Annotated in this window: 19 protein-coding genes and 5 pseudogenes; 15 read left to right on the top strand and 9 right to left on the bottom strand. The window is 68.5% G+C overall.

What is annotated here, in order from left to right; translation table 11 throughout:
• Positions 1 to 57 precede the first annotated feature (57 nt).
• The 5 genes from BLW81_RS00120 (at position 58) to BLW81_RS00100 (ending at position 6,087) form a co-directional block, all read left to right on the top strand.
• Complete coding sequence (locus tag BLW81_RS00120; protein WP_083405427.1) at positions 58 to 906, top strand: SHOCT domain-containing protein; 849 nt, start codon at positions 58 to 60, stop codon at positions 904 to 906.
• Positions 907 to 978: 72 nt separating this feature from the next.
• Complete coding sequence (gene nhaC / locus BLW81_RS00115) at positions 979 to 2,460, top strand: Na+/H+ antiporter NhaC (protein WP_083405426.1); 1,482 nt, start codon at positions 979 to 981, stop codon at positions 2,458 to 2,460.
• Positions 2,457 to 3,905, top strand: a complete 1,449-nt coding sequence (locus BLW81_RS00110; RefSeq protein ID WP_083405425.1) for a basic amino acid/polyamine antiporter — start codon at positions 2,457 to 2,459, stop codon at positions 3,903 to 3,905. Before nhaC ends, BLW81_RS00110 begins: the two co-directional genes overlap by 4 nt.
• Complete coding sequence (locus BLW81_RS00105; RefSeq protein ID WP_407662298.1) at positions 3,905 to 5,167, top strand: arginine deiminase; 1,263 nt, start codon at positions 3,905 to 3,907, stop codon at positions 5,165 to 5,167. Before BLW81_RS00110 ends, BLW81_RS00105 begins: the two co-directional genes overlap by 1 nt.
• 68 nt (positions 5,168 to 5,235) lie before the next feature.
• Entirely contained in the window at positions 5,236 to 6,087 is an 852-nt protein-coding gene (locus tag BLW81_RS00100) for a mycofactocin-coupled SDR family oxidoreductase (protein ID WP_173839557.1), read from the top strand.
• 75 nt (positions 6,088 to 6,162) lie between these two features.
• On the opposite strand, the gene rocD is transcribed toward BLW81_RS00100, so the two are convergent.
• Positions 6,163 to 7,383 (bottom strand): ornithine--oxo-acid transaminase, encoded by a 1,221-nt coding sequence (rocD, locus tag BLW81_RS00095; RefSeq protein WP_083405423.1) that lies wholly within the window; start codon positions 7,381 to 7,383, stop codon positions 6,163 to 6,165.
• Positions 7,380 to 8,231 carry a dimethylargininase gene (gene ddaH / locus BLW81_RS00090; RefSeq protein WP_083405422.1) on the bottom strand — a complete coding sequence of 284 codons (852 nt, stop codon included), beginning with the start codon at positions 8,229 to 8,231 and terminating at the stop codon, positions 7,380 to 7,382. Before ddaH ends, rocD begins: the two co-directional genes overlap by 4 nt.
• A gap of 113 nt (positions 8,232 to 8,344) precedes the next feature.
• Here ddaH and BLW81_RS00085 point away from each other — a divergent pair.
• Together BLW81_RS00085 and BLW81_RS00080 are read left to right on the top strand one after the other, a co-directional pair.
• Positions 8,345 to 8,804 (top strand): annotated as a pseudogene (locus BLW81_RS00085) (Lrp/AsnC family transcriptional regulator).
• Positions 8,805 to 8,861: 57 nt separating this feature from the next.
• Complete coding sequence (locus tag BLW81_RS00080; protein ID WP_083405421.1) at positions 8,862 to 10,037, top strand: NAD(P)/FAD-dependent oxidoreductase; 1,176 nt, start codon at positions 8,862 to 8,864, stop codon at positions 10,035 to 10,037.
• A 62-nt stretch (positions 10,038 to 10,099) separates the two neighbouring features.
• Here BLW81_RS00080 and BLW81_RS00075 read toward each other — a convergent pair whose 3' ends face one another.
• The 4 genes from BLW81_RS00075 to mftR all read right to left on the bottom strand — a co-directional run bounded on the left by BLW81_RS00075 (position 10,100) and on the right by mftR (position 14,262).
• Entirely contained in the window at positions 10,100 to 11,377 is a 1,278-nt protein-coding gene (locus tag BLW81_RS00075; RefSeq protein ID WP_083405420.1) for a VOC family protein, read from the bottom strand.
• Complete coding sequence (locus BLW81_RS00070; RefSeq protein WP_083405419.1) at positions 11,374 to 11,895, bottom strand: RNA polymerase sigma factor; 522 nt, start codon at positions 11,893 to 11,895, stop codon at positions 11,374 to 11,376. Before BLW81_RS00070 ends, BLW81_RS00075 begins: the two co-directional genes overlap by 4 nt.
• A gap of 67 nt (positions 11,896 to 11,962) precedes the next feature.
• The gene (locus BLW81_RS00065; RefSeq protein ID WP_083405418.1) at positions 11,963 to 13,609 is read right to left on the bottom strand and encodes an NAD-dependent malic enzyme; all 1,647 of its coding nucleotides are present in this window, start codon (positions 13,607 to 13,609) and stop codon (positions 11,963 to 11,965) included.
• 41 nt (positions 13,610 to 13,650) lie between these two features.
• Positions 13,651 to 14,262: a mycofactocin system transcriptional regulator MftR gene (mftR, locus tag BLW81_RS00060; RefSeq protein ID WP_083405417.1), complete on the bottom strand. Its 612-nt coding sequence runs from the start codon at positions 14,260 to 14,262 to the stop codon at positions 13,651 to 13,653.
• Between the two features lie 74 nt (positions 14,263 to 14,336).
• Here mftR and mftA point away from each other — a divergent pair, with 74 nt between their 5' ends.
• The 7 genes from mftA to mftG all read left to right on the top strand — a co-directional run bounded on the left by mftA (position 14,337) and on the right by mftG (position 20,864).
• A complete protein-coding gene (mftA, locus tag BLW81_RS00055; protein ID WP_083405416.1) occupies positions 14,337 to 14,429 on the top strand; it encodes a mycofactocin precursor MftA in 93 nt (30 codons plus the stop codon).
• A gap of 2 nt (positions 14,430 to 14,431) precedes the next feature.
• Positions 14,432 to 14,728, top strand: coding sequence for a mycofactocin biosynthesis chaperone MftB (gene mftB / locus BLW81_RS00050; RefSeq protein ID WP_083405415.1), 297 nt, complete (start codon positions 14,432 to 14,434; stop codon positions 14,726 to 14,728).
• Positions 14,725 to 15,924, top strand: a complete 1,200-nt coding sequence (gene mftC, locus BLW81_RS00045) for a mycofactocin radical SAM maturase (protein WP_083405414.1) — start codon at positions 14,725 to 14,727, stop codon at positions 15,922 to 15,924. The genes mftB and mftC overlap by 4 nt, the downstream gene beginning before the upstream one ends.
• A gap of 3 nt (positions 15,925 to 15,927) precedes the next feature.
• The gene (gene mftD, locus BLW81_RS00040; RefSeq protein WP_083405413.1) at positions 15,928 to 17,118 is read left to right on the top strand and encodes a pre-mycofactocin synthase MftD; all 1,191 of its coding nucleotides are present in this window, start codon (positions 15,928 to 15,930) and stop codon (positions 17,116 to 17,118) included.
• Between the two features lie 150 nt (positions 17,119 to 17,268).
• Positions 17,269 to 18,012 (top strand): mycofactocin biosynthesis peptidyl-dipeptidase MftE, encoded by a 744-nt coding sequence (gene mftE, locus BLW81_RS00035; RefSeq protein ID WP_083405412.1) that lies wholly within the window; start codon positions 17,269 to 17,271, stop codon positions 18,010 to 18,012.
• Complete coding sequence (gene mftF, locus BLW81_RS00030; RefSeq protein WP_083405411.1) at positions 18,009 to 19,421, top strand: mycofactocin biosynthesis glycosyltransferase MftF; 1,413 nt, start codon at positions 18,009 to 18,011, stop codon at positions 19,419 to 19,421. Before mftE ends, mftF begins: the two co-directional genes overlap by 4 nt.
• A 15-nt stretch (positions 19,422 to 19,436) precedes the next feature.
• Positions 19,437 to 20,864, top strand: coding sequence for a mycofactocin dehydrogenase MftG (gene mftG, locus BLW81_RS00025; protein WP_083405410.1), 1,428 nt, complete (start codon positions 19,437 to 19,439; stop codon positions 20,862 to 20,864).
• Here the strand turns inward: mftG and BLW81_RS00020 are convergent.
• A pseudogene (locus BLW81_RS00020) lies at positions 20,781 to 22,431 on the bottom strand (MFS transporter). The gene mftG and the pseudogene BLW81_RS00020 sit on opposite strands and share 84 nt — an antisense overlap.
• Positions 22,432 to 22,526: 95 nt before the next feature.
• Here BLW81_RS00020 and BLW81_RS00015 point away from each other — a divergent pair.
• Positions 22,527 to 23,173 (top strand): annotated as a pseudogene (locus tag BLW81_RS00015) (TetR/AcrR family transcriptional regulator).
• Here the strand turns inward: BLW81_RS00015 and BLW81_RS00010 are convergent.
• Positions 23,139 to 24,122 (bottom strand): annotated as a pseudogene (locus tag BLW81_RS00010) (cytochrome P450); the annotation flags it as partial. The pseudogenes BLW81_RS00015 and BLW81_RS00010 overlap by 35 nt on opposite strands.
• A pseudogene (locus tag BLW81_RS00005) lies at positions 24,119 to 25,200 on the bottom strand (IS630 family transposase). The pseudogenes BLW81_RS00010 and BLW81_RS00005, both read right to left, overlap by 4 nt.
• Positions 25,201 to 25,338 lie beyond the last annotated feature (138 nt).

The following is a 25,338-nucleotide window of genomic DNA, read 5'->3' as shown; positions in this document are numbered from 1 at the left end:
GAGGCGGTTTGGCGTTAATCTGACGCGGAAACGTCGCGACCGACAGGAGTCAGGCCCGTGTCCACATTCTGGCGCTACGTCAAGATCCAGGCCTTCGTCCTGCTGTGCGGCATCGTCGGCCCGATCTTTCTGGTCATCTACTTCGCCACGGGGGCGGACCCGCTGCTGCAGTGGATGTTCTGGACGGGCTTGTTGATCACCGTCGCCGACGTGCTGATCGCGTTGGCGATCACCGGGATGGGTGCGCGGTCGGCGGCCAAGACCGCCGCGCTCGAGCAGACCGGGGTGCTGGCGCTGGCGCAGGTCACCGGAATCCAGGAGACCAACACCCGGATCAACGAGCAGCCGCTGGTCAAACTCGACCTGCAGATCACCGGTCCCGGCGTCACCCCGTTCGCCAGTCAGGACAAGGTCATCGCCTCGATCTCGCGGCTGCCGATGATCACCAACCGCAAACTGGTCGCGCTCGTCGACCCGGTGACGATGGAGTATCAAATCGATTGGGAGCGAAGCGCTCTCGTCAGCGGGATGATGCCCGCCAACTTCACGATCGCCGAGGACAACAGGACCTACGACCTGAGTGGGCAGACGGCGCCGTTGATGGAGATCCTGCAGATCCTCAAAGCGCACAACATCGGCTTCAACAACATGATCGACCTGCGGGCCAATCCCGCTGCGCGACAACAGGTCCAGGCCGTGGTCCGCCGTGCCGCCCAGCAGACGACCGCCGCCGCACCGGCGGCCGCGGCACCGCAGGCCACGTCAGCCACCGCCGCGCCCTACCTGGCGCCGCCCGAGCCGTCGACCGCGCAGCGCCTCCAGGAACTCGAAACGCTGCGCGCCACCGGCGCCATCTCCGAGGACGAGTACACCGCGAAGCGTCAGCAAATTATCGCTGACCTGTAGTTTTCGGCGTATCACACGCCGCGGGCTGCTACCGTCGGTTCGTGCCGCGTAGCGGCCCCCTGGGGTCCTGCGATGACGGACTCGCTGGAGCATCAGGCGATTCGCAGTCCGTCGCTGGTCGACGCGATTGTCCCGCTAATCGCTCTCACAGTCCTGATCGGTAGCTCGATCGCGTTGTTCGGGCTCGACGCCCTCGACGGTCCGATCCAGGTCGCGCTGGTGATGTGTTGCGCGGTCGCGGCTTTGATCGCGCTGAAGAACGGGCACCGCTGGACCGCCGTGCAGGAGGCCGGCCAGGGTGCGATGTCGTCGATCACCAGCGCGTTGTTCATTCTGCTGGCCGTCGGCGCCCTGATCGGGACGTGGAATCTGTCGGGCACCATCCCGACGCTGGTGTACTACGGCATCCAGGTGCTGTCGCCGGGCTACTTCTACGTTGCTGCCGCGGTCATCTGCGGGGTCGTGGCAATGTCGATCGGCAGTTCCTGGACGACCGCGGGCACCGTCGGCGTCGGGCTCGTCGGGATCGCCACCATGCTCGGGGTTTCGTCGGCCATCACCGCGGGAGCGGTGATCTCCGGGGCGTACCTCGGCGACAAACTCTCGCCGCTGTCGGAGACGACGATCCTCACCGCGCAGATGGTCAAGGTCGACCTCTACACCCACATCCGCAGCCAGGCGTGGACGTCGGTCCCGGCATTCGTCATCGCCGCGGTGGTGTTCGCGCTGCTCGGCATCGTCGGCCCGCCGGTACGCCAGACCGTCGGTGAGGACGTCGAACTGGCCAAGCTGAGCGAGATCTTCTCGATCACCCCGCTGAACCTGCTGCCGTTGGTGATCCTGGTGGTGCTGTCGATCCGCAAGGCGCCGGCCTCGTTGGCGCTGCTGGCCGCCTCACTGTGGGCCGGCATCCAGGCGGTGCTCCTGCAACGCGATGTCGTGGCGGGCTTCGTCGCCGAGATCCACGGCAGCAGCGACATGATCGCGGGCTCGGTGCAGGCGATCTGGCGTGCGATGGCCAACGGGTTCACGATGAACTCCGGCATCGCCGACATCGACCGGCTGCTGTCACGCGGAGGCATGGACAGCATGCTGCTCACCATCTGGCTGATCATCGGCGCCGTCACGTTCGGCGCCCTGCTCGAGCAGTTCGGGTTGATCGACCGGTTGGTGCGGCCGCTGATCGAATCCGCGAAATCGACCGGCCGACTGTATCTTTCCGTCTTCGCCAGCGGTATCGGCCTCAACATCGTGGCCGGCGACCAGTACATCGCGCTCGTGCTGCCCAGCCGCGTGTTCCGGCTGGAGTTCGAAAAGCGCGGACTCGCACCGCAGAACCTCTCGCGGCTGGCGGCCGACAGCGGCACCGTGACGTCGCCTTTGGTGCCGTGGAACTCCTGCGGGGCGTTCATGAGCGCGGTGCTCGGGGTGTCGACGCTGGCGTATCTGCCGTTCGCGATCTTCAACATCGCCAGCCCGCTGCTCAGCGTGGTCTACGGGTTCACCGGCTTCCGGGTCGTCAAGGCCGCACCCACCGAGGAGGACGTGACATGACGTCGACGGAGACCCGTAGCGAACAGGCCGAGCAGAAGGTCAACCTGCCGACCCTGACCGCCATGGTGGTCGGGTCGATGATCGGCTCCGGGGTGTTCCTGCTGCCGCGCCGCTTCGGCACCGAGACCGGCGTGGCGGGTGCGCTGATCGCCTGGACCGTCGCGGGCACCGGAATGCTGATGCTGGCGTTCGTGTTTCAGCGCCTCGCGATCCGCAAGCCCAACCTCAACGCCGGCATCTTCACCTACGCCAAAGCCGGTTTTGGGGACTACGTCGGGTTCAACTCGGCGATCGGCTACTGGGCGTCGGCGTGCGCGGGCAACGTGTCGTACTGGGTGCTCATCACGACGACGATGAGCGCGGTGGTGCCGGCGTTCGGGGCGGGCGACACCGTGCTGGCCGTGGTGGTGTCGGCGATCGGGGTGTGGCTGTTCGTGTTCCTGGTGCTGCGCGGGGTCCGGGACGCGGCCGTCATCAACTACATCGTCACAATCGCCAAGGTGCTGCCGATCCTGGTGTTCATCTTGATCGCGATCGTCGCGTTCGAGGCCGGGGTGTTCGCCGACAACTTCTGGGGCGGCGGCGGGCAGTACTCGTTCGCCGCGGTGTGGGAGCAGGCCACCGGCACGATGCTGATCACCGTGTTCGTCTTCCTCGGCATCGAGGGCGCCGCCGTGTACTCGCGGATGGCGCGCAGGCGGGAGGACGTCGGCCGGGCGACGGTCATCGGATTCCTCAGCGTGCTCAGCGTTTTCGCCCTGGTGACCCTGGTGTCCTACGGCGTGATGCCGCAGAGCGACCTCGCCGGTGTGAGCCAGCCGTCGATGGCCGCGGTGCTGGAGTCGATCGTCGGCCCGTGGGGTTCGGTGTTCATCCGGGTCGGGGTCATCGTGTCGGTGCTCGGCGCCTACCTGGCGTGGACGTTGATGGCCGCCGAGGTGCTGTTCATCCCCGCCAAGTCCGACGACATGCCGCGCTTCCTGAGCAGCACCAACCGCCACGACGCCCCCGTCACGGCGCTGGTCATGGCGGCGGGCCTGACGACGCTGCTGCTGGTGGCGCTGCTGTTCGCCGCGGACGCACTCGATTTCATGCTGGACCTCACCGCGGCGCTGTCGCTGATTCCGTATCTGCTCGCGGCGGCTTACGCGCTCAAGCTCACGCTCACCCGCGAAACCTACGACACCCGACAGTCGCTCGCGCCGGACATGGCGATCGCCGCGGTCGCCACCGTCTACACCCTGTTCCTGGTCCACGCGGCGGGCATCGACAAGCTGCTGCTGTCGTGCATCCTCTACGCCCCCGCGGCCGCGTTGTACTTCAAGGCGCGACGCGAACGCGGCCTGCGGGTGTTCCGTCCCGCCGAGGCCGTGCTGTTCGGCGTGATCGTTGTCGGCGCGGTCGCGGGAGTGTTCTCGCTGGCCACCGGCGCCATCGAAATCTGATGCACAGGAGGAGAACTGACGTGTCGAACCCCACGGACTACGGTGTGCACTCCGAGGTCGGCAGGCTGCGCAAGGTGCTGGTGTGCTCGCCGGGCCTCGCGCACGAGCGGCTGACCCCCACCAACTGCGACAGCCTGCTGTTCGACGACGTGCTGTGGGTGCAGAACGCGCGCCGCGACCATTTCGACTTCGTCGACAAGATGCGCGACCACGACGTCGAGGTCGTCGAACTGCACGAGCTACTGGCCGAGACGATGAGCGACCCGCAGGCCAAGGCGTGGCTGCTGGACCGCAAGATCGTGCCCAACGAGGTCGGGCTCGGACTGGTCGACGACACCCGGGGATTTCTGGACTCGCTGCCGCCGCAGCGGCTCGCGGAGTTGCTCATCGGGGGCATGTCCATCCGGGACCTGCCGAAGGACACACAGTCGGGCTACCGCGGCCTGGCGCGCGAGAACAGCGGTGTCACCGAGTATCTGATGCCGCCGCTGCCCAACACGCTCTACACCCGCGACACCACCTGCTGGATCTACGGCGGTCTGACGCTCAACCCGCTGTTCTGGCCCGCCCGGCACGACGAAACCCTGCTGATGAAGGCGATCTATGAGTTCCACCCCGACTTCGCCGGGTCCCGGGTGTGGTGGGGCGATCCCGAATCAAGTTGGGGGCTGGCCACATTCGAGGGCGGCGATGTACTGGTCCCCGGACAGGGCGTCGTCATCATCGGGATGAGCGAACGCACGTCGCGCCAGGCCATCACCCAGGTGGCCGCGGCGCTGTTCGCCGAGGGCGCGGCGACACAGGTGATCGTCGCGGGCATGCCGAAGCTGCGGTCGGCCATGCACCTGGACACCATCTTCACGTTCGCCGACCGCGACGTCGTGACCATCTATCCGGAGATCGTCGACGCCATGCAGACGTTCACGCTGTATCCGAGCGACGCCGACCCCGGCGTGGAGGTCGTCGAGGCGACCAAGCCGTTCGTCGAGGTGGTGGCCTCGGCGCTGGGAGTCGGCGAGTTGCGGGTGGTCGAGACGGGCGGCAACGCCTACGACGCCGAGCGTCAGCAGTGGGACAGCGGCAACAACCTCGTCGCCGTCGCACCCGGGGTGGTGTTCGCCTACGACCGCAACACCCACACCAACACGTTGCTGCGCCGCGCCGGGGTAGAGGTGATCACGATCGTCGGCGCCGAACTCGGCCGCGGCCGCGGCGGTGGGCACTGCATGACCTGCCCGATCATCCGCGACCCGCTCGACTGACCGCGGCACTAGAACACGTTCCAGTTCGGCTGTTAGCCTGTCCGCAGCATCCCTCGGAAGGAGCAGCGGTGACGGCGACGAAACCCCTGGAAGGCCGCGTGGCGTTCATCACCGGAGCCGCGCGCGGGCAAGGCCGGTCGCATGCGATCCGGCTCGCCGAGGAGGGCGCTGACATCATCGCGATCGACGTCTGCGCGCCGATCTCGGAGACCATCACCTATCCGCTGGCCACCTCCGAGGAGCTCGCCGAGACGGTGCGCGCCGTGGAGGCCACCGGCCGCAAGGTGCTGGCCCGCGAGGTCGACGTCCGCGACCTGGCCGCGCTGCAGCAGGTCGTCGCCGACGGCGTCGAGCAGTTCGGCCGCCTCGACATCGTCGTCGCCAACGCCGGCGTGCTGAGCTGGGGCCGCATCTGGGAGATGTCCGAAGAGCAGTGGGACACCGTCATCGACGTCAACCTCAACGGCACCTGGCGCACCGTGCGCGCGGCGGTGCCCGCGATGATCGAGGCGGGTAACGGCGGGTCGATCATCATCGTCAGCTCGTCGGCCGGGCTGAAAGCCACCCCGGGCAACGCGCACTACGGGGCGTCCAAACACGGGGTGACCGCGCTGACCAACGCGCTGGCCATCGAAGCCGGCGAGTTCGGCATCCGGGTCAACTCCATCCACCCGTACTCGATCGACACCCCGATGGTCGAGAAGGAAGCGATGATTCAGCTTTTCGGCAAGCACCCCAACTTCATCCACAGCTTCTCGCCGATGCCGTACCACCCGGTCGACTCCGACGGCAACAAGGGACTGCAGGAGTTCATGACGGCCGAAGAGGTCTCCGACGTCGTCGCGTGGCTGGCCGGCGACAGTTCCCGGACCATCTCCGGCAGCCAGATCGCCGTCGACCGCGGCACGATGAAGTACTGACTTTTCTCCCGCGAGCAGACGCGAAATGCCCACAATTTGCGGGTTTTAGGGTCACTTTGCGGCTGCTCGCCGGCATCAGGTGAGCGCGGCCTCGAACTGGTCGACCGCCCAGTCGATCTCGTCCTCGGTGATCACCAGCGGCGGGGCGAACCGCAGCGTGGAGCCGTGCGTGTCCTTGACGAGCACACCGCGCTGCCCGAGGCGTCGGCACATCTCCTTGCCGGTGCCCAGCGCCGGGTCGATGTCGACGCCGGCCCACAGCCCCTTGCCGCGGACCGCGAGGACACCGCGTCCGATCAGCGCGCGCAGCCGCCGGTGCAGATGAGCGCCGAGTTCGGTTGAGCGACGCTGGTATTCGCCGCGGGCGAGCATCTCGACGACGGTCGCGCCGATCGCCGCCGCCAGCGGGTTGCCGCCGAAGGTCGACCCGTGCTCGCCGGGGTGCAGCACGCCGAGGACGTCGCGGTCGGCCACCACCGCCGACACCGGGAGCACACCGCCGCCGAGCGCCTTGCCGAGCAGGTAGACGTCGGGCACCACGCCCCAGTGGTCGCAGGCGAACGTGCGCCCGGTGCGCGCCAGCCCGGACTGGATCTCGTCGGCGATCAGCAGCACATTGCGCTCGGTGCACAGCGCCCGCAGCCGGGGCAGGAAGTCGTCGGGCGGGACGATGATCCCGGCCTCGCCCTGGATCGGCTCGACCAGCACCGCGACGGTGTGTTCGTCGATCGCGTCGGCGAAGGCGTCGGCGTCACCGAACGGGGCCATGCGGAAGCCGGGCGTGTAGGGCCCGAAGCCACGGCGGGCGCTCGCGTCGTCGGAGAAGCTGATGATCGTCGTAGTGCGGCCGTGAAAGTTGTTGTGCGCCACTACGATGTTCGCGGTCTCGGCGGGCACACCCTTGACGTCGGTGCCCCATTTGCGCGCGACCTTGAGCCCGCTCTCGACGGCCTCGGCGCCGCTGTTCATCGGCAGCACCATGTCTTTGCCGCACAGGTCGGCCAGCGCGGCGCAGAACGGCCCCAGCCGGTCGGAGTGGAACGCGCGGCTGACCAGGGTGACGGCATCGAGTTGGGCGTGCGCGACCGCGGTGATCTCCGCGTTGCGGTGGCCGAAGTTGACCGCCGAGTAGGCCGCCAGGCAGTCCAGGTAGCGCCGGCCGTCGACGTCGGTGATCCAGACGCCCTCGGCACTGGCGGCGACCACCGGCAGCGGGGAGTAGTTGTGCGCGGTGTGGCGGGCGTCGAGCGCGATCGCCCGCTCGGTCGCCGGCGTGGTGGTCTCGATCGTGGTCATGAATGCACCTCCAGCGTGCAGCATTTGATGGATCCGCCGCCCTTGAGCAGTTCGGACAGGTCGACGCCGACCGGCTGGAATCCGTCGGCGACGAGCTGGTCGGCGAAACCGGTTGCGGCGGCGGGCAGTACGACGTGACAGCCGTCGGACACCGCGTTGAGCCCGAGGACGTAGGCGTCGGCGGTGCCGACCTCGATCGCGTCGGGGAACAGCGCCGACAGCGTGGCGCGCGACTCGTCGGTGAACGCGGGCGGGTAGTACGCGATGGTGGTGTCGTCGAGCACGGCGAGCGCGGTGTCGAGGTGGTAGAACCGCGGGTCGACCAGTTCCAGGCTGATCACGGGCCTGCCGACCAGGTCCGCGATCTCGTCGTGGGCGCGGCGGTCGGTCCGGAAGCCGAAGCCCGCCAACACCATCGAGCCCACCACCAACAGATCGCCCTGGCCCTCGTTGACGTGCCGGGTCTGGGCCGGCCGGTAGCCGCGGGCGGCCATCCATGCGGCGTAGGCGTCGGCCTCGGCCGCGCGCTGCGGATAGGCGAACCGGGCGACGACGGCGGTGTCGTCGACGATCAGGCCGCCGTTGGCCGCGTACACCATGTCGGGCAGGCCGGCGACGGGATCGATGATGTCGACGGTGTGGCCGAGGTCGGTGTACGTCCGGCGCAGCGTCTCCCACTGCGCCAGTGCGAGGGCGGTGTCGACGACGGTGTCGGTGTCCATCCACGGGTTGATCGCGTACTCGACGGCGAAGAAGGTCGGCGGGGTCATGGCGTAGTGCCGGGTGCGGGACCGTCGCGAGGCGGTCCGGTCGCCGTCCGGGGCGGCGGCGACGGGGGAGATCGTCATAGATCAACGGTATGGCGGCATGAATTTGCAATCAATCGTCGTTCATTGCGTGTTCAGGACCTATACATTGTGCCAAACTGCTGATAGCAGTGTTTTGTTGCGCGGAGGTGATGGTGGACCGGCTGGATGAGACCGACGAGCAGATCCTGGCGGCGTTGGCCAACGATGCGCGCGCCACGTACGCGGAGATCGGCGAACGGGTCAACCCGTCCGCGCCCGCGGTGAAGCGCCGGGTCGACCGCCTGCTCGACAACGGCGTCATCCGCGGCTTCACCACCGTCGTCGACCGCAGCGCGCTCGGCTGGACGACCGAGGCGTACGTGCAGGTGTTCCGGCACGGCACAATCGCGCCAGAACGGTTGCGCGGCGTGGATCGACATCCCGGAGGTGATCAGCGCGGCTACTGTCACCGGCACGGCCGACGCGATGTTGCACGTGGTGGCCCGCGACATGCGCCATCTCGAAGAGGCGCTCGAACGGATCCGCTCGGCCGCCGACGTCGAGCGCAGCGAGAGCATCGTGGTGCTGACGAACATCATCGATCGCGACCGGGGCGCCCCCTCGCGCAGCTAAGCACCTGAGGCCGGGGTGGCGGACAAAACACCACACGCATCGTGTAAGAAACTGTCCATGACCTCTACGAGCGGCATTGTCATCGTCGGCGGCGGATTGGCGGCGGCCCGCACGGCCGAACAGCTGCGACGGTCCGAGTACGCCGGTCCGGTCACCATCGTCAGCGACGAGGACCACCTGCCCTACGACCGGCCGCCGCTGTCGAAGGAAGTGCTGCGCGCCGAGACCGACGACGTCACCCTCAAGCCCGCGGAGTTCTATTCGGAGAACGACATCACCGTGCGGCTCGGCAGCGGCGCGAAGTCGCTGAACACCGAAGCGAAGACGATCACGCTCACCGACGGCACCGAACTGGCTTACGACGAGCTGATCATCGCGACGGGTCTGGTGCCCAAGCGCATTCCGTCGTTCCCGGATCTGGCGGGCATCCACGTGCTGCGCAACTACGACGAGGCCGTCGCGCTGCGCAAGGAGGCCGGCTCCGCGCGGCGCGCCGTCGTGGTCGGCGCCGGGTTCATCGGCTGCGAGGTCGCGGCCAGCCTGCGCAAGCTCGGCGCCGACGTGGTGCTGGTCGAGCCGCAGCCCGCACCGTTGGCGTCGGTGCTCGGTGAGCAGATCGGCGAACTCGTCGCCCGGTTGCACCGCGCCGAAGGCGTGGACGTGCGCTGCGGTGTCGGGGTGTCCGAGGTGCGCGGGGCCGACCGGGTGGAGACGGTGGTGCTCGGCGACGGCACCGAGGTCGAGGCGGACATCGTGGTGGTGGGCATCGGGTCGCGGCCGGGCACCGACTGGCTGGAGGGCAGCGGCCTGGAGTTGGACAACGGTGTGGTCTGCGACGACAACGGCCGCTCCAGCGCGCCGCACGTGTGGGCGATCGGCGACGTGGCGTCGTGGCGGCACAGCCTGGGTCATCAAGTGCGCGTTGAGCATTGGAGCAACGTCGCCGACCAGGCGCGGGTCCTGGTGCCCGCGATGCTCGGGCAGGAGCCGCCCGCGGCCGTGTCGGTGCCGTACTTCTGGAGCGACCAGTACGACGTCAAGATCCAGTGCCTCGGCGAACCGGAACCCGGCGACACCGTGCACGTCGTCGAGGACGACGGCCGCAAGTTCCTGGCCTACTACGAGCGCGACGGCGTGGTGGCCGGCGTGGTCGGCGGCGGTATGCCGGGCAAGGTGATGAAGGCCCGCGGCAAGATCGCCGCGGGCGCACCCATCGCCGACGTCCTGGGCTGAGTACGTTGCGGTTTCGGTGTAGTTAGTTGCGCCCAGCGCCACCAACTACACCGAAGTCGCCGTTAGAACTGGCCGAGGTAGAAGCGGGTGTGCTGGTCGTCGGTGCACAGCGCCGAGCGGCCGTAGGCCTGTTCCGAGGGTTCCTCGATCACGGTCCCGCCCGCCTCACGGACCCGCGCGACCGCGGCGTCGACGTCGTCGACGGTCCACATCGGCACGATCGCCGGTTCGGCGTTGCCGCCCGCGATGCCCGCCATCGGATGGACATCGCGCACGGCCCAACCGTCGTCGACGCGGCCGGGCTCGAACGTCCAGAACAGCACCCGGCTGTAGAACGCCCGGAACGCCGCGGAGTCGGGCACCAGCTGCGTGATGTAGGAGAGTTCGCCCGGCCCAGTGCCGTTGACCGCCGGCCGCGGGGTGCCCGGCTTCGGCCGGAACACCGCGAACGCGATACCGCTGGGGTCGGTGGCGTCGAGCACGGTGCCGAAGTCGAACTCCGTGACCCGACCGACGGTGCCGCCGGCGTCGGTGATCGACTGCCGCGCGCCGTCGATGTCGGTGACGGCGTAGCAGCACAGCATCCCCTGGGTGCCGTCGACGCTGAAGATCCCGATCCGCTGGTCGGTGTTGGTCACCTGGTGGGTCGCCGGGTCGTAGGTCCACCCGAGCACGTGGCCGTAGAACGCCGCGGCCCGCTCGGCGTCGGGCACCCACACCGAGACGTAGCCGACGTCGCCGTGCTGGATCTGCACACCCGCCTGCGTCACCGGACCGCTGAGCATCCACCGGTGGCCGAACGGGTCGATGAGCGCCGCGCTGCGCGCGCCGTAGTTCTCGTACGGTTCGCGCTGCACCTCGGCACCGCGGTCGCGGGCTCGCTGCAACGCGGCGTCGGTGTCGGCGACGTGCAGCATCAGGCTCACCGAAGTCGATTGCGGTGCAGGCGCTTTCAGGCCGATCTCGGGATACTCGTCGGCCAGGTAGAGCACTCCGTCACCGATCGCCAGTTCGACGTGGCCGATGCGGCCGTCGTCCATCTCGATCGGTTCGCCGACGACCGTCGCGCCGAATGCCTCGGCGTACCAGGCGATGGCCGCCCGCGCGTCGGCGACGGTCAGGTACGGCAGCGCGGCCGCTCTCGGCGCGGTGTGCACCGGGTCGGACGCGGTGTCGGACAGTTCGGCGATCGCGGTATCGGTTCCGCTCATGACAACCTCCTCGGTTCGGTTCGGTAGGGTCAGCGCCGATTCCAGCCGGGCACGCAACCGGGCGGCGAAAGCCGGATCCGGTTGCACCGGAAAGTCGTCGCCGCGCAGCACGGCCAGCGGGTCGTTCATGACTTCCCTCCTTCCGGTCCCGGATAGTTGGCGCGGAAAGCGCGGCGGGCCCGCACCAGCAGCGCCTCGGTGGCGTGCACGGTGCGCCCGATCAGCTCGGCGCATTCGGGCACCGAGCAGTCGTCCATGTAGCGCAGCGTCAACACCGTGCGGTGCTGCTCGGACAGCTTGGTCAGCACGCTTTCGGCCACGATGCGGTCCAGTTCGGCGTCCCAGTCGTCGGAGACGTCGGGTTCGGGCACCTCGTCGACGGGGACGCTGAACCGGTCGTGGCGGCGGCGGTAGTGGTCGGCCAGTTTGTGGCGGGCCACCCCGATCAGCCACGGCACCGTGATCGGCGGTGGAGCGTCCTTTCTGGCAGCGTCCATCGCCGCCAGAAAGGTTTCCGACGTCAGGTCTTCGGCCGTCCCGCGGTCACCGCAGCGCCGGACGAAGTAGCCGTACACGCGTGGTAGCGCGTCGTCGTACAACTCCAGCAGTGCCCGCGGAGCGTCGGGGCCGTTCGGTTCGGCGCTCACACCCTTATCGTCGCCGCCGGGCACCGAACTCCGACGGGTCCTGGCGGAAAATTTTTTCGGCGAGCGCTCAGCTGCGGTACTCGGGCGTCCAGCGCACCTCGGTGATCCGCTGGGTCAGCTGTTCGGGACTGCGCTCGGGCGCGACGCCGTCGGCGACGGCCTGCACCGCGACGGCGTGGGCGATGCTCAGCGCGACGTCGGGCACATCGGACCAGGCGGGCAGCAGCGGCGCGTCCGGGTCGGCGAGTGCGGGGGAGGCGTCGCCGAGCGCGGCGGCCGCGGCGCGCATCATCTCGTCGGTCACGCGGGTGGCCTGCGCGGCGGTGACGGCCAGGCCCATCGCCGGGAAGATGTAGACGTTGTTGCACTGCGCGATCGGATGCTCGCGGCCGTTGCGCTGCAGCGGCGCGAACGGCGAACCCGTCGCGATCAGCGCGCGGCCGTCGGTCCACTCGTCGAGCTCGGCCGGGTGCGCCTCGGCGCGGCTGGTCGGGTTCGACAGCGGGAAGATGATCGGCCGGTCCACCTTGCCCGCCATCTCCCGGACGATCTCTTCGGTGAATGCGCCTGCGGCGGTGGACAATCCGAGCAGCACGCCGACCTCGACGTGGTGCACGACGTCGGCCAGCTGCGCGGGGCCGGACAGTCCCCAGCCGGCGACCCGGTCGGCGGGCTGGGCGAACCGGCGCTGGCCGGGGGACAGGTCGGTGCGGTCGTCGGTGAGCAGTCCGTTGATGTCGACGACCCAGATCTGCGCCGCGGCCTGCTGCTCGCTCAGGCCCTCGGTGACCATCTGGCGGTGCACCATGTCGAGCACGCCGATGCCCGCCGAACCGGCGCCGAGCATCACCACCTGCTGGTGGGACAGCGGCCGAGCGGCCACCCGGGCCGCTCCGTGCAGCGCGCCGAGCGTCACCGCGGCGGTGCCCTGGATGTCGTCGTTGAAGGTGAGCAGTTTGTCGCGGTAACGCTCGAGGATCGGCAGCGCGTGCGCGGTCGCGAAATCCTCCCACTGCAGCAGCACGTCGGGCAGTTCCTCGTGCACGACGGTGACGAAATCGTCGATGAATGCGTAGTACTCGTCGTCGCCGATGCGGCGGTGCCGCCAACCCAGATATTGCGGATCCTCGAGCAGTTCGACGTTGTCGGTGCCCACGTCGAGCACGATCGGCAACGTGCGCGCCGGGTCGATGCCGCCGATGAGCGTGTAGAGCGAGAGCTTGCCGATCGGGATGCCCATGCCTCCGATGCCCTGATCGCCGAGGCCGAGGATGCGCTGCCCGTCGGTCACGACGATCACGTCGACCTCGCGCCGCGGACGGTTGCGCAGCACCTCGCGCAGGAATTCGCGGTCCGGGTAGGACACGAACAGCCCGCGGGGCCGCTGGTAGATCTCGCTGAACCGCTGGCACGCCTCGCCGACGGTGGGGGTGTAGACGATCGGCATGGTCTCGGCGATGTGGTCGCGCAGCACCCGGTAGAACAACGTCTCGTTGCGGTCCTGCAGGTTGCGCAGATAGATGTGTTTGTCCAGCGGTTCGCGCCGGCGGCAGAACTCCAGCCAGGAGTGCTCGGTCTGCTGTTCGAGTGACTTGACCGCCGTGGGAAGCAAACCGAGCAAACGGAATTCGTGACGCTCCTGCTCGGTGAACGCGGTGCCCTTGGTCCACAGCCCGTCGAACAGAAGCGTCTGTCCCGTCTTCTTCTCCGGCATCGCCCAAAACTAGCGCGGGCCCGCGACCGGAGCCGGGTGAATCAGGGATCCAGCGCGCGCAGTCCGTCGGCGACGGTGTCGAACGCGGCGCCCAGCGCGTCGGCCAGTGGCACCGCCTCGTCGGCGAGCCAGTACTCGTATGCCGACAGCGCCACCCCGAGCATCGTCCACGCCACGGTCTGGGGCACCAGGTCCCCGGGCGTGGTGGCCAGCCGCTTGGCGACGAAGTCGGCGACCACCCCGCGCCAGCCGGCGTACATCGTCATCGAGTACGCCTGGAGCGCGGCCGTCTCGAGGATGACCCGCATCCGCCTGCGGTGTCGTGCGGTCTCGGTTTCGTCGAACGTGTTGAACGCCAGCAGTGCCGTGCGTAACGCATGACGGATCGGCACGTCGGGATCGGAATCGGCCAGCAGGTCGCGCATGTGCGCCAGGTGAGCGTCGAAATCGCCCCAGGGCAAAGCGTTTTTCGACGGGTAGTAGCGGAACAGGGTGCGGCGCGCGATGCCGGCGGCCTCCGCGACGTCGTCGACGCTGACCTCGTCGAAGCCGCGGGTCGCGAAGAGGTCGATCGCGACGTTGCTGATGTGGTCCCACGTCGTGGAGCGCCGTCGGCCCACCCGGTGCTCGTCCGTCAGGGGCCCCCTTTCCATTTAGGCACTCGATGCCATATTATTGCGACCTCGATCACATTGTCGAGAACCGGTGAAGTGAAAGGCGGAGCCCGATGGAACCGAATCAGCAGGTCAACAACGACGAGCTCGTGACCGAGACCCTCGTCGAAGAGGTGTCGATCGACGGGATGTGCGGGGTCTACTGACCGTGACCTCGACGTCGACGGGGGCCGAGGACGCGGTCTTCGACCCCGAGCGCGGCTGGCGGCTGCACCACCAGGTGGCGGTGCGGCCCGAGCCGTTCGGTGCGCTGCTCTACCACTTCGGCACACGCAAGCTGTCGTTCCTGAAGAACCGCACCATCGTCGACGTCGTCAACGTGCTCTCCGAGCATCCCGACGTCCGATCCGCCTGCCGGGCCGCCGGTGTCGACGACGCGCAGCAGGCGCCGTATCTGCATGCACTCGGTGTGCTTGCTCAATCGAAAATGCTGGTGCCCCAATGACTTCAATCGCCCCGGTGCCTCGGCTCGTCGAGCAGTTCGAGCACGGACTGGACGCCCCGATCTGCCTGACCTGGGAGCTGACCTACGCGTGCAACCTGGCGTGCGTGCACTGCCTGTCGTCGTCGGGTAAGCGCGACCCGCGCGAGCTGACCACCCAGCAGTGCAAGGACATCATCGACGAACTCGAGCGCATGCAGGTGTTCTACGTCAACATCGGCGGCGGTGAGCCGACGGTGCGGTCGGACTTCTGGGAGCTCGTCGACTACGCCACCGCGCACCACGTCGGGGTGAAGTTCTCGACGAACGGGGTGCGCATCACCCCGCAGGTGGCGGCCCGGCTGGCGGCCAGCGACTACGTCGACGTGCAGATCTCGCTGGACGGCGCGACCGCCGAGGTCAACGACGCCGTGCGCGGCGCCGGCTCGTTCGAGATGGCCACCAGGGCGTTGCAGAACCTGGCCGATGCCGGTTTCAAGGACGCCAAGATCTCGGTGGTGGTGACCCGCCACAACGTCGACCAGCTCGACGAATTCGTCGCCCTGGCAGACAAGTTCGGCGCCACACTGCGGATCACCCGGCTGCGGCCGTCGGGCCGCGGCGCCGACGTCTGGGACGATCTGCACCCCACCTCAGAACAGCAGGTGCAGCTGTACAACTGGCTGGTGGCCAAGGGTGAGCGGGTGCTCACCGGCGACTCGTTCTTCCACCTGTCCGGCCTCGGTGCGCCCGGCGCGCTGGCGGGCCTGAACCTGTGCGGCGCCGGCCGCGTGGTCTGCCTGATCGACCCGGTCGGCGACGTCTACGCGTGCCCGTTCGCCATCCACGACCGCTTCCTGGCCGGAAACATCCTGTCGGACGGCGGTTTTGACAGCGTGTGGAAGAACGCTCCGCTGTTCCGCCAGCTGCGCGAGCCGCAGTCGGCGGGTGCCTGCAGCAGCTGCGACCACTACGACAGCTGCCGCGGCGGCTGCATGGCCGCGAAGTTCTTCACCGGGCTGCCGATGGACGGCCCGGACCCCGAATGTGTGGAGGGCTACGGCGCTCCCGCGCTGGCCCGCGAGCGGGTCAAGCCCAAGTCCAGCGTCGATCACTCCCGCAGCGGGCCCGTCGCACTGAAGCTGCTGACCAAACCCCCAAGGTCGGATGTCGGCGCCGGCGCGCCTCCGAAACGCCTCTGCAACGAAAGTCCGGTGTAAGTCATGGCCGACACCTGGTTCGAAACCGTCGCCGCCGCCCAGGAGCGGGCGAGGCGGCGTCTGCCCAAGCCGGTGTACTCCGCGCTGCTGGCGGCCAGCGAGAAGGGCGTGACGGTCGCCGACAACGTCGAGGCGTTCGCGGAGTTGGGCTTCGCGCCCCACGTCATCGGCGCGACCGAGAAGCGCGATCTGGCGACCACCGTGATGGGCCAGGAGATTTCGCTGCCCGTGCTGATCTCGCCGACCGGCGTGCAGGCCGTGCACCCCGACGGGGAGGTCGCCGTCGCCCGCGCCGCCGCCGCGCGCGGCACCGCGATGGGTTTGTCGTCGTTCGCGAGCAAGCCGATCGAAGAGGTCATCGCCGCCAACCCCAAGCTGTTCTTCCAGGTCTACTGGCTCGGCGGCCGGGACGCGATCGCGGCGCGGGTCGAGCGGGCCCGCGCGGCCGGCGCTGTCGGGCTGATCGTGACCACCGACTGGAGCTTCTCGCACGGCCGCGACTGGGGCAGCCCGAAGATCCCCGAGCAGATGGACCTGCGCACCACCGTGCGGATGCTGCCGACCGGGCTGACCCGGCCGAGCTGGATGTGGCAGTGGGGCAAGACGATGCGGCCGCCGAACTTGCGGGTGCCGAACCAGGCCGCGCGCGGCGAGGCGGGCCCGCCGTTCTTCCACGCCTACGGGGAATGGATGGGCACCCCGCCGCCGACCTGGGAAGACATCGCGTGGCTGCGTGAGCTGTGGGGCGGCCCGTTCATGCTCAAGGGCGTGATGCGGGTCGACGACGCGAAACGCGCTGTGGACGCCGGTGTTTCGGCGATCTCGGTGTCGAATCACGGCGGCAACAACCTGGACGGGACGCCGGCGGCGATCCGCGCGTTGCCCGCGATCGCCGAGGCCGTCGGCGACGAGATCGAGGTGCTGCTCGACGGCGGCATCCGGCGCGGCAGCGACGTCGTCAAGGCCGTCGCGCTGGGGGCACGCGCCGTGATGATCGGCCGGGCGTACCTGTGGGGCCTGGCCGCCAACGGGCAGGCCGGTGTCGAGAACGTGCTCGACGTGCTCCGCGGGGGCATCGATTCTGCATTGATGGGTCTGGGCCGCGCGTCGGTGCACGACCTCGGCGCCGACGACATCCTGGTGCCGCCCGGCTTCGAGCGGGCGCTCGGGGTGCCCGGCGGAACGGACACCTGACCGCAGTCCGGTGCGCCGTCGCGCGCGTCGAATTTGCAAAGCTCCTGGTACAGACGTGGCGCAGGGGACTGACGGGACAGTGTCGATGTCGCCCGTGAAAATTCCGGCGAATCAATTGCTGCGCATGCACGAACAATTGGCGCATACCAGGTGAATTCGGCTTACCATCGGCGGGTGCCTTTCGTCAGCGAGCTCGCGAATGCGACGTCGAAGCAGCTGAAAGGCACACCGTCGGCACTGCTGGTGCCCGTCGGATCCACCGAACAGCACGGCCCGCATCTGCCGCTGGACACCGACACCAGGATCGCCGACGCGGTGGCGCGCGCGGTTGCTGACCGGTTGGCCCGCGGAGATGGATCGATCTGGCGGATCGCGCCGTCGATCGGCTACGGCGCCAGCGGTGAGCACGAGGCCTTCGACGGCACGGTTTCGGTGGGGACCTCGGCGCTGCGGTTGTTGCTGGTGGAGTTTGGCCGCTCGGCGTCGCGGTGGGCGTCGCGGCTGGTCTTCGTCAACGGGCACGGGGGGAACGTGGAGGCTTTGGCCGCCGCAACGGCTTTGCTTCGGTACGAGGAGCGCGATGTGGCGTGGTGTCCGTGCACGGTCGCCGGGGCCGACGCGCACGCCGGCCATACCGAAACGTCTGTATTGCTACATCTTTCGCCGCGGGACGTCGCGGTCGACGAACGCGTGCCGGGAAACTGCGCGCCGCTGCGCGAGCTGATGCCCGAATTGCGTCGTGGCGGCATCGCGGCCGTGAGCGACGTCGGCGTGCTCGGCGATCCGACGACGGCCACCGCCGACGAGGGCGCCCGCATTTTCGACGCCATGGTCGAATCATGTTTGCAGCGAATCGAGCGTTGGGTACCCGATCGCGACGGGATGTTGACATGACGGGTCCACGGCTCCCCGACGGGTTCGCCGTTCAGGTTGATCGCCGGGTGAAGGTGCTCGGGGAGGGGTCAGCGCTGCTCGGCGGATCCCCGACGCGGCTGCTGCGCCTCGCGCCCGCTGCGCAGACCATGCTCAACGGCGGCAGGCTCGAAGTCCACGACGCGGTCAGCGCTCAGCTGGCGCGCACGCTGCTCGACGCCACCGTCGCGCACCCGCGGCCGGCCAGCGGCCCGTCGCATCGCGATGTCACGCTCGTGATCCCGGTGCGGGACAATGCTTCTGGAGTTCGCCGCCTGCTCACCGCGGTCCGTGGGCTGCGGGTCGTCGTGGTCGACGACGGTTCGCAGACACCGCTCGAGCAGGTCGACCTGGCCGATGTCCACAGCGACGTGCAGGTGCTGCGCCACGCGCGCAGCAGGGGACCGGCCGCCGCGCGCAACACCGGCATGGCCGCATGCAACACCGACTACGTGGCGTTCCTCGACAGCGACGTGGTGCCGCGGCGCGGTTGGCTCGAGGCGCTGCTCGGCCACTTCTGTGACCCGGCCGTCGCGCTGGTGGCGCCCCGCATCGTCGGGCTGCGCGAACCGGACAGTCTGGTCGGCCGCTACGAGGCCGTGCGCTCCTCGCTGGACCTGGGCCTGCGCGAGGCCCCGGTGGTGCCCTACGGCACGGTCTCCTACGTCCCGAGTGCGGCGATCATCTGTCGCCGGTCGGTACTCAAGGAGGTCGGTGGGTTCGACGAGACGCTGCGCTCCGGCGAGGATGTCGACCTGTGCTGGCGGCTGATCGAGTCCGGGGCGCGGCTGCGGTACGAGCCGATCGCTCTGGTGGCCCATGATCACCGCACCCAGATGCGAGAGTGGTTCTTGCGCAAGGCATTCTACGGCAGTTCCGCCGCGCCCCTGGCCTCGCGGCACCCCGGCAAGACCGCTCCGCTGGTCATCTCGGGGTGGACGCTGGTGGCGTGGATGCTGCTGGCGATGGGATCGTCGATCGGCTACCTGGCCTCCGTCGTCGTCGCCATGCTCACCGGACGGCGCATCGCCAAGTCACTGTCGAGTGTGGAGACCGAACCCAAGGACGTCGCGGTGGTCGCCGCCCACGGTCTGTGGTCGGCGGCGATGCAGTTGGCGTCGGCGATCTGCCGGCACTACTGGCCGGTGGCCCTGATCGCGGCGCTGGTGTCGCGGCGCTGCCGACAGGTGGTGCTGGTGGCCGCGGTGGTCGACGGGGTGGTCGACTGGCTGACCCGCAACGGTAAGGCCGAGGACGACACCAAACCCGTCGGGCTGCTGACCTACGTGCTGCTCAAGCGGCTCGACGACCTGGCCTACGGCGTGGGCCTGTGGTCCGGTGTGGTCCGCGAGCGCCACCTCGGCGCGCTCAAGCCCCAGATCCGAACGTGAAGCGGCACCGATCGCGTGCCTGACGTTCTGATCGTCGGCGCGGGCAGCGCTGGTTCCGTTCTCGCCGAACGCCTCTCCGCCGATGCGTCGTGCCAAGTCACCTTGATCGAGGCCGGCCCGGCGCCGTCCGACCCGCGCGTGCACGCACAGATCAGCAACGGCCTGCGGCTGCCGATCGGCGACGCCAGCTCGGTCGTGCACCGGTACCCGACCACGCTCACCGTCGACCCGCCGCGGGCGGCGCAGATCATGCGCGGCGCGGTGGTCGGGGGATCGGGGGCGGTCAACGGCGGCTACTTCTGCCGCGGTCTGCCCGCCGACTTCGACAGCTGGGGGTTGCCGGGCTGGTCGTTCAGCGACGTGCTGCCCCACTTCCGCGCGATCGAGACCGACCTCGACTTCACCAACCCCCTGCACGGTGACGACGGCCCGATCGCAGTCCGCAGGGTTTCGGAATTCGACGGCTGCACAGCGTCTTTCGTTCAAGCAGCAACCGCAGCCGGGCATCCCTGGATTCCCGACCTGAACGGGTCGACGCTCGAGCAACCCCTGGGCTCCGGGATCGGGGCGGTGCCGCTGAACATCCAGCAGGGCACGCGCGTCGGCCCGGGCGGGGCCTACCTGCAACCGGCGATGAACCGGCCGAACCTCACCCTGCTCGCCGACACCCGCGTCCTGCGGATCTTGATCGCCGACGGTCGGGCCGTCGGCGTGCAGGCGGTCGGACCCGACGGCCCCGCCGACCTGCGCGGCGACCGAATCATCCTGTGCTCCGGGGCGATCGGGTCGGCACACCTGCTGATGCTGTCCGGCATCGGTCCGGCCGACGCGCTGCAGGCCGCCGGTATCCCGGTGGTGGCCGACCTTCCGGTGGGTGCGGCGACCTCGGACCACCCGGAGTGGGTGCTGCCGGTGCACTGGGCGGAGACCCACGGGGTGCCGCCGCTGGAAGCCGTCCTGACCACGGCCGACGGCCTGGAGATCCGGCCGTACACCGCCGGGTTCGGTGCCATGGTCAGCGGCCGGCGCGACGACCCCGCCGACCATCCCCACATCGGGGTGGCGGTCATGCAACCGACGTCGCGCGGCCGGCTGACGGTGCGCACCGCCGACCCAAACACCCCGCCGGTCATCGAGCACCGGTACGACAGCGCGCCCGGCGACGTGGCGCTGCTGCGCTCGGGTGTCGGTATGGTCCGCGAACTGATCGGCAGGACAACCGGATTCGGCCCGGTGTCCTGGTCCACCTCACAGCACTTGGCGGGCACGGCGCCAATGGGTGTCGACGGCGATGACCGCGCCGTGGTGGACCCGCAGTGCCGGGTGTATGGGGTGGATCGGTTGTGGGTGGTCGACGGGTCAGTTCTGCCGGCGATCACCAGCCGCGGCCCGCACGCCAGCATCTGCATGCTCGGGCACCGCGCCGCCGAGTTCATCGGCTGACGCACGTCGCCGCTTCACAAAGCCGAACTGCTCGCCGTCGCGGCCCGGCGCCCAGACCGCGACGAACGCCGCGGCGACCACCAGGACCACGGCGAGCACCGTCAGGGACAGGCTCATGGCGTCGACGAACGCGGCGGTGGCCGCGGCGGCCAGGTCGGCGCCCGCGGTTCCGAGTTGCTGCGCCACCGCCAGGGCATTGGCAAGGGAGTCCGACGCGGCGCCCCGCACCTGCTCCGGAACCGTGGACAGCGCCGGCCCGAGCGACGAATTGTACTGCGCGGCAAGGACCGAACCGGCGACCGCGATGCCGACCGCGGCACCGACCTCGCGGGTCGTGTCGTTGACCGCAGAGGCCACGCCCTGCTTCTCCGTCGGCACCGCGTTCATGATCGCCGAGGTGGTCGGCGCGACGCACAACCCGATGCCGACCGCCGCCGCCAACAGCGGGCCGACGAGATCGATGTACGCCGCGTCGGCGCCGAGCCTGCTCATCCAGAACAACCCGGCGGCCAGAAACAGCAACCCGGTGGTCACCGCGGCCCGCAGCCCGACCTTCGGCAGGTACAGGTGCATGGTCGCGCCGAGCACCATGATCGGAAGTGCCAACGGGACAAGGCGAACGCGGTCTGCAGCGCGCTGTAGCCGAGCAGCAGCTGCAGGTACTGCATCTCGACGAAGAAGAAACCGAAGTTGGCGAAGAACAGGAAGGTGATGCCGAGCGATCCGGTGGCGAAGTCGGGTTTGGCGAACAATCGCACGTCCAGCATCGGATGGCGGTGCCGCAGTTCCACCGCGGTGAACACGCCGGCGAGCAGCACGCCGGCGGCCATGCAGCCCCAGACCATCGGATGGCTCCACCCGCGGATCGGGGCTTCGATCACGCCGTAGACGAAGACGGCGACCGCGCCGCCGATCGTCACCGCCCCGACCCAGTCCAGCGGGGTGGCCGACTCGTCCCGGGAGGACCGGATCGTGAACGTGCACAACAGCAACGCGAGGCTGGAACCGGCGAACGCCCAGAAGATCGACTGCCACGAGAAGAAGTGCAGTAGGACGCCGGTACCCAGGAAACCGACGATCGCCCCGAACTGGCGACTCCGGCCCAGATGCCGACGGCCTTGTTGCGCTCGTCCTTCGGGAAGGCGGCGGTCAACAGCGAGAGAGTCGCGGGCATGACGAATGCGGCCCCCAGTCCGGCGACCGCCCGCGCGACGATGATCTGCGTCGGGCTGTCGAAGAACACCGGCGCAAGCGAGGCCAGGCCGAAGATCGCCAGCCCGAGCAGCAGCGCGCCACGGCGCCCATACCGGTCGCCGAGCGCGCCGGCGGGCAGCAGCAGGCAGGCCAGCACCAGCGTGTAGCCGTCGACGATCCAGGTCAGTTGGGTCTGGGTGGCCGAGGTCTCGATCGCGAGGTCGGGCATCGCGGCGTTGAGCGCCACCATCGATGCGATGACCAGCAGCACATCGAGGCTGGCGATCGTCAGCAGCCAGAAACGCCCGAATCTGCTCAGGGTGCTCAGGTTGGCGTCGATATCCTGATCAGACCGTTCGAGGGTGTTGACCATGAACCGTCGTTCTCCTTCGGGCGGATGAGATTTTTTGAGACTAACAGTCTTGTACTGAGACCGATAGTCTTGTTCCCGGTGTGGAGGGGTAAACGATGAGCGGCCCGAGTAGCGATCCGCGGCCCGCCCGGTCCCGGGCGCGCCTGCTCGAAGCGGCCACGACGCTGCTGCGGCGGCCGAACGCGTGACCATCGACGCCGTCACCCGCACCGCGAACGTCGCGCGGGCCACGCTGTACCGCCACTTCTCCAGTGCCAACGACCTGATGGCCGCGGCGTTCATGGGGCTGCTCAGCCCCGCGCCGATGCCGCCCGCCGAAGGCAGCCTGCGCGACCGGCTGATCGCGGTGGTCGAGGGCTGGGCGGAGTCGATCGCCGAGGTGCCCGCGATGCTCACCGCGATGACCTGGATGGCGTCCGGACCGGATGTCGGCCCTTATCCCGATGTGCGGGAGGCGGATTCGGATGCCGTCGGCACGCTGCGGTCCCGGATCGTGCAGCTGTACTCGGTGCCGTTCGATGCGATCCTCGACAGCCCGCAGGCGGCCGAGGAGCTCGACGAGACCGATCGCATCCAGACCATCGCGTTGCTCATCGGCCCACTGATCCTCGGCAAGCTCTCGACCGTGGCCGACTTCGACTACCGCGCGTGCGCGGAAGCCGCCGTCGACGGCTTCCTGGCCACGCACGCGCGCAAGCCGAGCGAAATCACCTCAGCGAGTACCGAACCGGCAGGTGCTTGAGGCCGCCGACGAAGGTGGTGGCGGTCAGCTCCGGCGCGCCGGCCAGCTCGATGGAGTCCAACCGCGGGATCAGTTCGGTGAAGAAGCTGTTCATCTCCATGCGCGCCAGCGCCGCGCCGAGGCAGAAGTGCACGCCGTATCCGAACGACACATGCCGGTTGGGGTCGCGGCCGACGTCGAACCGGAACGGGTCGTCGAACACCTCTTCGTCGCGGTTACCGGACACGTAAGCCAGGTACACCGACTCGCCCTTGGCGATCGGCACCCCGCGCACCGAGGTGTCCTCGCGGCGGTGCGCATGAACTCCTTGACCGGCGTCGACCACCGGATCATCCTCGACGGCCAGCGGCATCAGATCCATGTTGGTGCGCAACCGCTCCAGTTCGCCGGGATTCTCGATCAGCGCGTGCAGCCCGCCGGAGATCGCGTCCTTGGTGGTGTCGTGGCCGGCGCTGGCGACGATGACGTAGTACGAGGCGGTGTCCATGTCGGACAACGGTTCTCCGTCGAGGCGGCCGTTGGCGATCGCCGAGGCGAGATCATCGGTGGGATTCGCGCGCGCCGTGACGCGGTGAGCGTCGCGAAGTAGTTGAAGAATCCGCCAGCACCGCGAGCATGTCCTCCGGCGTCTTCCCGCGCTGGAACTCCTCGTCGTTGCCGCCGAACATCTCCTGGGTGAGCATGTGCATGCGGGAAAGTCCTCCTCCGGCAAGCCCAGCAGCGACATGATCACGTACAGCGGGAAGTTCACCGCGATCTCGGTGACGAAGTCGCATTCGGGACCCACGTCACGCATCCGGTCGACATAGCGCTTCGCCAGCTCATCGACGCGAACCTTCAAGTCGCGCATGGCCTTCGGGCGAAACCAGTCGGCGCCGATGGCGCGCACCTTGCGGTGGTGCGGGTCGTCCATGTGGATGAGGGTGCGCAGCCCGATGCCCGCCTCTAGTGTCCTGAGTCATTAATTCTGGTGCAGTAGTTGCCGATGCTGGTGAGGATTTGATCGGCGGTTTTGGTCCAGACGTAGGGGCGTGGGTTGTCGTTCCAGGTGTCGATCCATGCGCGGATGTCGGTTGAGCTGGCGCACTGATGTGTGAGTGCCGCGACGTAGTTTCTTGGTGGTCAACTCGGCGAACCAGCGCTCGACCAAGTTCAGCCAAGATGAACTGGTGGGCGTGAAGTGCAAGACGAATCTGGGATGGTTTGTCAGCCAGCGCTTTACCGCGGGTGTCTTGTGCGTTGAGACGTTGTCGAGTACGACATGGCAGTCCAGATCGTCAGGTACCTCGGCGTCGATTTTCTTCAGGAATGCCAGGAACTCGCGGGCGCGGTGACGCGCGTGTAGTGAGCCGATGACCTTGCCGGTGCCAGATCAAGAGCGGCGTACAGGGTCGATGTGCCGTGGCGCACGTAGTCGTGGCTGGCCCGCGCCGGCGTCCCCGGCAGCATGGGAAACACGGGTTGAGTCCGGTTCAGGGCCTGGATCTGGGTCTTCTCGTCGACGCACAGCACGACGGCTCGTTCGGGAGGATCGAGGTAGAGTCCGACCACGTCGCGCACCTTGTCCACGAACTGAGGATCCTTGGACAACTTCCACGAATCCTGTTTGTGCGGAGTCAATCCGAACGCCCGCCACACTCGCGACACCATCGACTGACTCAATCCCAGGTGCTCGGCCATCGATCGCGTCGACCAGTGGGTGGCATTAGGTGGAGTGGTCTCCAGCGTCGTGGTGATCAGGTCCTTGATCCGCTCGTCGCCAACTACTCGTGGCCGTCCCGGGCGCGGTTCGTCGAGCAGACCGTCGAGACGATCGACGGCAAACCGGTTACGCCACCGCCGCACCGTGGTGATCGCAAGTCCGAGTCGTTGCGATAGCTCGTATTGGAACCGCCATCAGCTGCGGCCAACACAATTCGTGAGCGCATCGCCAAGTCCCCGGCGCTGCGGCGTCGCCGCGCCCAACCCTCCAACTCTACTCGCTCAGCATCGGTCAACACGATCTCGGCGGCATGGGGAGTCGGCATAACCCAGTCTAACAACTCGACCGGAATTAATGACTCAGGACACTAGCTGGGCCTTGAGGACGTCGTCGACCTCGGCGGCGGCGAGCAGCGGCCGCGGTTCGGACAGCCACAGGTTGTTGTCCCGTTCGATGGCCATGA

The sequence above is a fragment of the Mycolicibacterium rutilum genome, assembly GCF_900108565.1.
In the GTDB taxonomy this organism is placed as follows: Bacteria; Actinomycetota; Actinomycetes; order Mycobacteriales; family Mycobacteriaceae; genus Mycobacterium; species Mycobacterium rutilum.
This window is presented reverse-complemented; position numbering and strand designations above follow the sequence as displayed.

Excerpts from the sequence above, each read along its gene's own strand:
- nhaC (WP_083405426.1), top strand. The coding sequence starts at position 979 with ATGACGGACTCGCTGGAGCATCAGGCGATTCGCAGTCCGTCGCTGGTC.
- BLW81_RS00110 (WP_083405425.1), top strand. The coding sequence starts at position 2,457 with ATGACGTCGACGGAGACCCGTAGCGAACAGGCCGAGCAGAAGGTCAAC.
- BLW81_RS00105 (WP_407662298.1), top strand. The coding sequence starts at position 3,905 with ATGCACAGGAGGAGAACTGACGTGTCGAACCCCACGGACTACGGTGTG.
- rocD (WP_083405423.1), bottom strand. The coding sequence starts at position 7,383 with ATGACCACGATCGAGACCACCACGCCGGCGACCGAGCGGGCGATCGCG.
- ddaH (WP_083405422.1), bottom strand. The coding sequence starts at position 8,231 with ATGACGATCTCCCCCGTCGCCGCCGCCCCGGACGGCGACCGGACCGCC.
- BLW81_RS00080 (WP_083405421.1), top strand. The coding sequence starts at position 8,862 with ATGACCTCTACGAGCGGCATTGTCATCGTCGGCGGCGGATTGGCGGCG.
- BLW81_RS00075 (WP_083405420.1), bottom strand. The coding sequence starts at position 11,377 with ATGAACGACCCGCTGGCCGTGCTGCGCGGCGACGACTTTCCGGTGCAA.
- BLW81_RS00065 (WP_083405418.1), bottom strand. The coding sequence starts at position 13,609 with ATGCCGGAGAAGAAGACGGGACAGACGCTTCTGTTCGACGGGCTGTGG.
- mftR (WP_083405417.1), bottom strand. The coding sequence starts at position 14,262 with ATGGAAAGGGGGCCCCTGACGGACGAGCACCGGGTGGGCCGACGGCGC.
- mftA (WP_083405416.1), top strand. The coding sequence starts at position 14,337 with ATGGAACCGAATCAGCAGGTCAACAACGACGAGCTCGTGACCGAGACC.
- mftC (WP_083405414.1), top strand. The coding sequence starts at position 14,725 with ATGACTTCAATCGCCCCGGTGCCTCGGCTCGTCGAGCAGTTCGAGCAC.
- mftD (WP_083405413.1), top strand. The coding sequence starts at position 15,928 with ATGGCCGACACCTGGTTCGAAACCGTCGCCGCCGCCCAGGAGCGGGCG.
- mftF (WP_083405411.1), top strand. The coding sequence starts at position 18,009 with ATGACGGGTCCACGGCTCCCCGACGGGTTCGCCGTTCAGGTTGATCGC.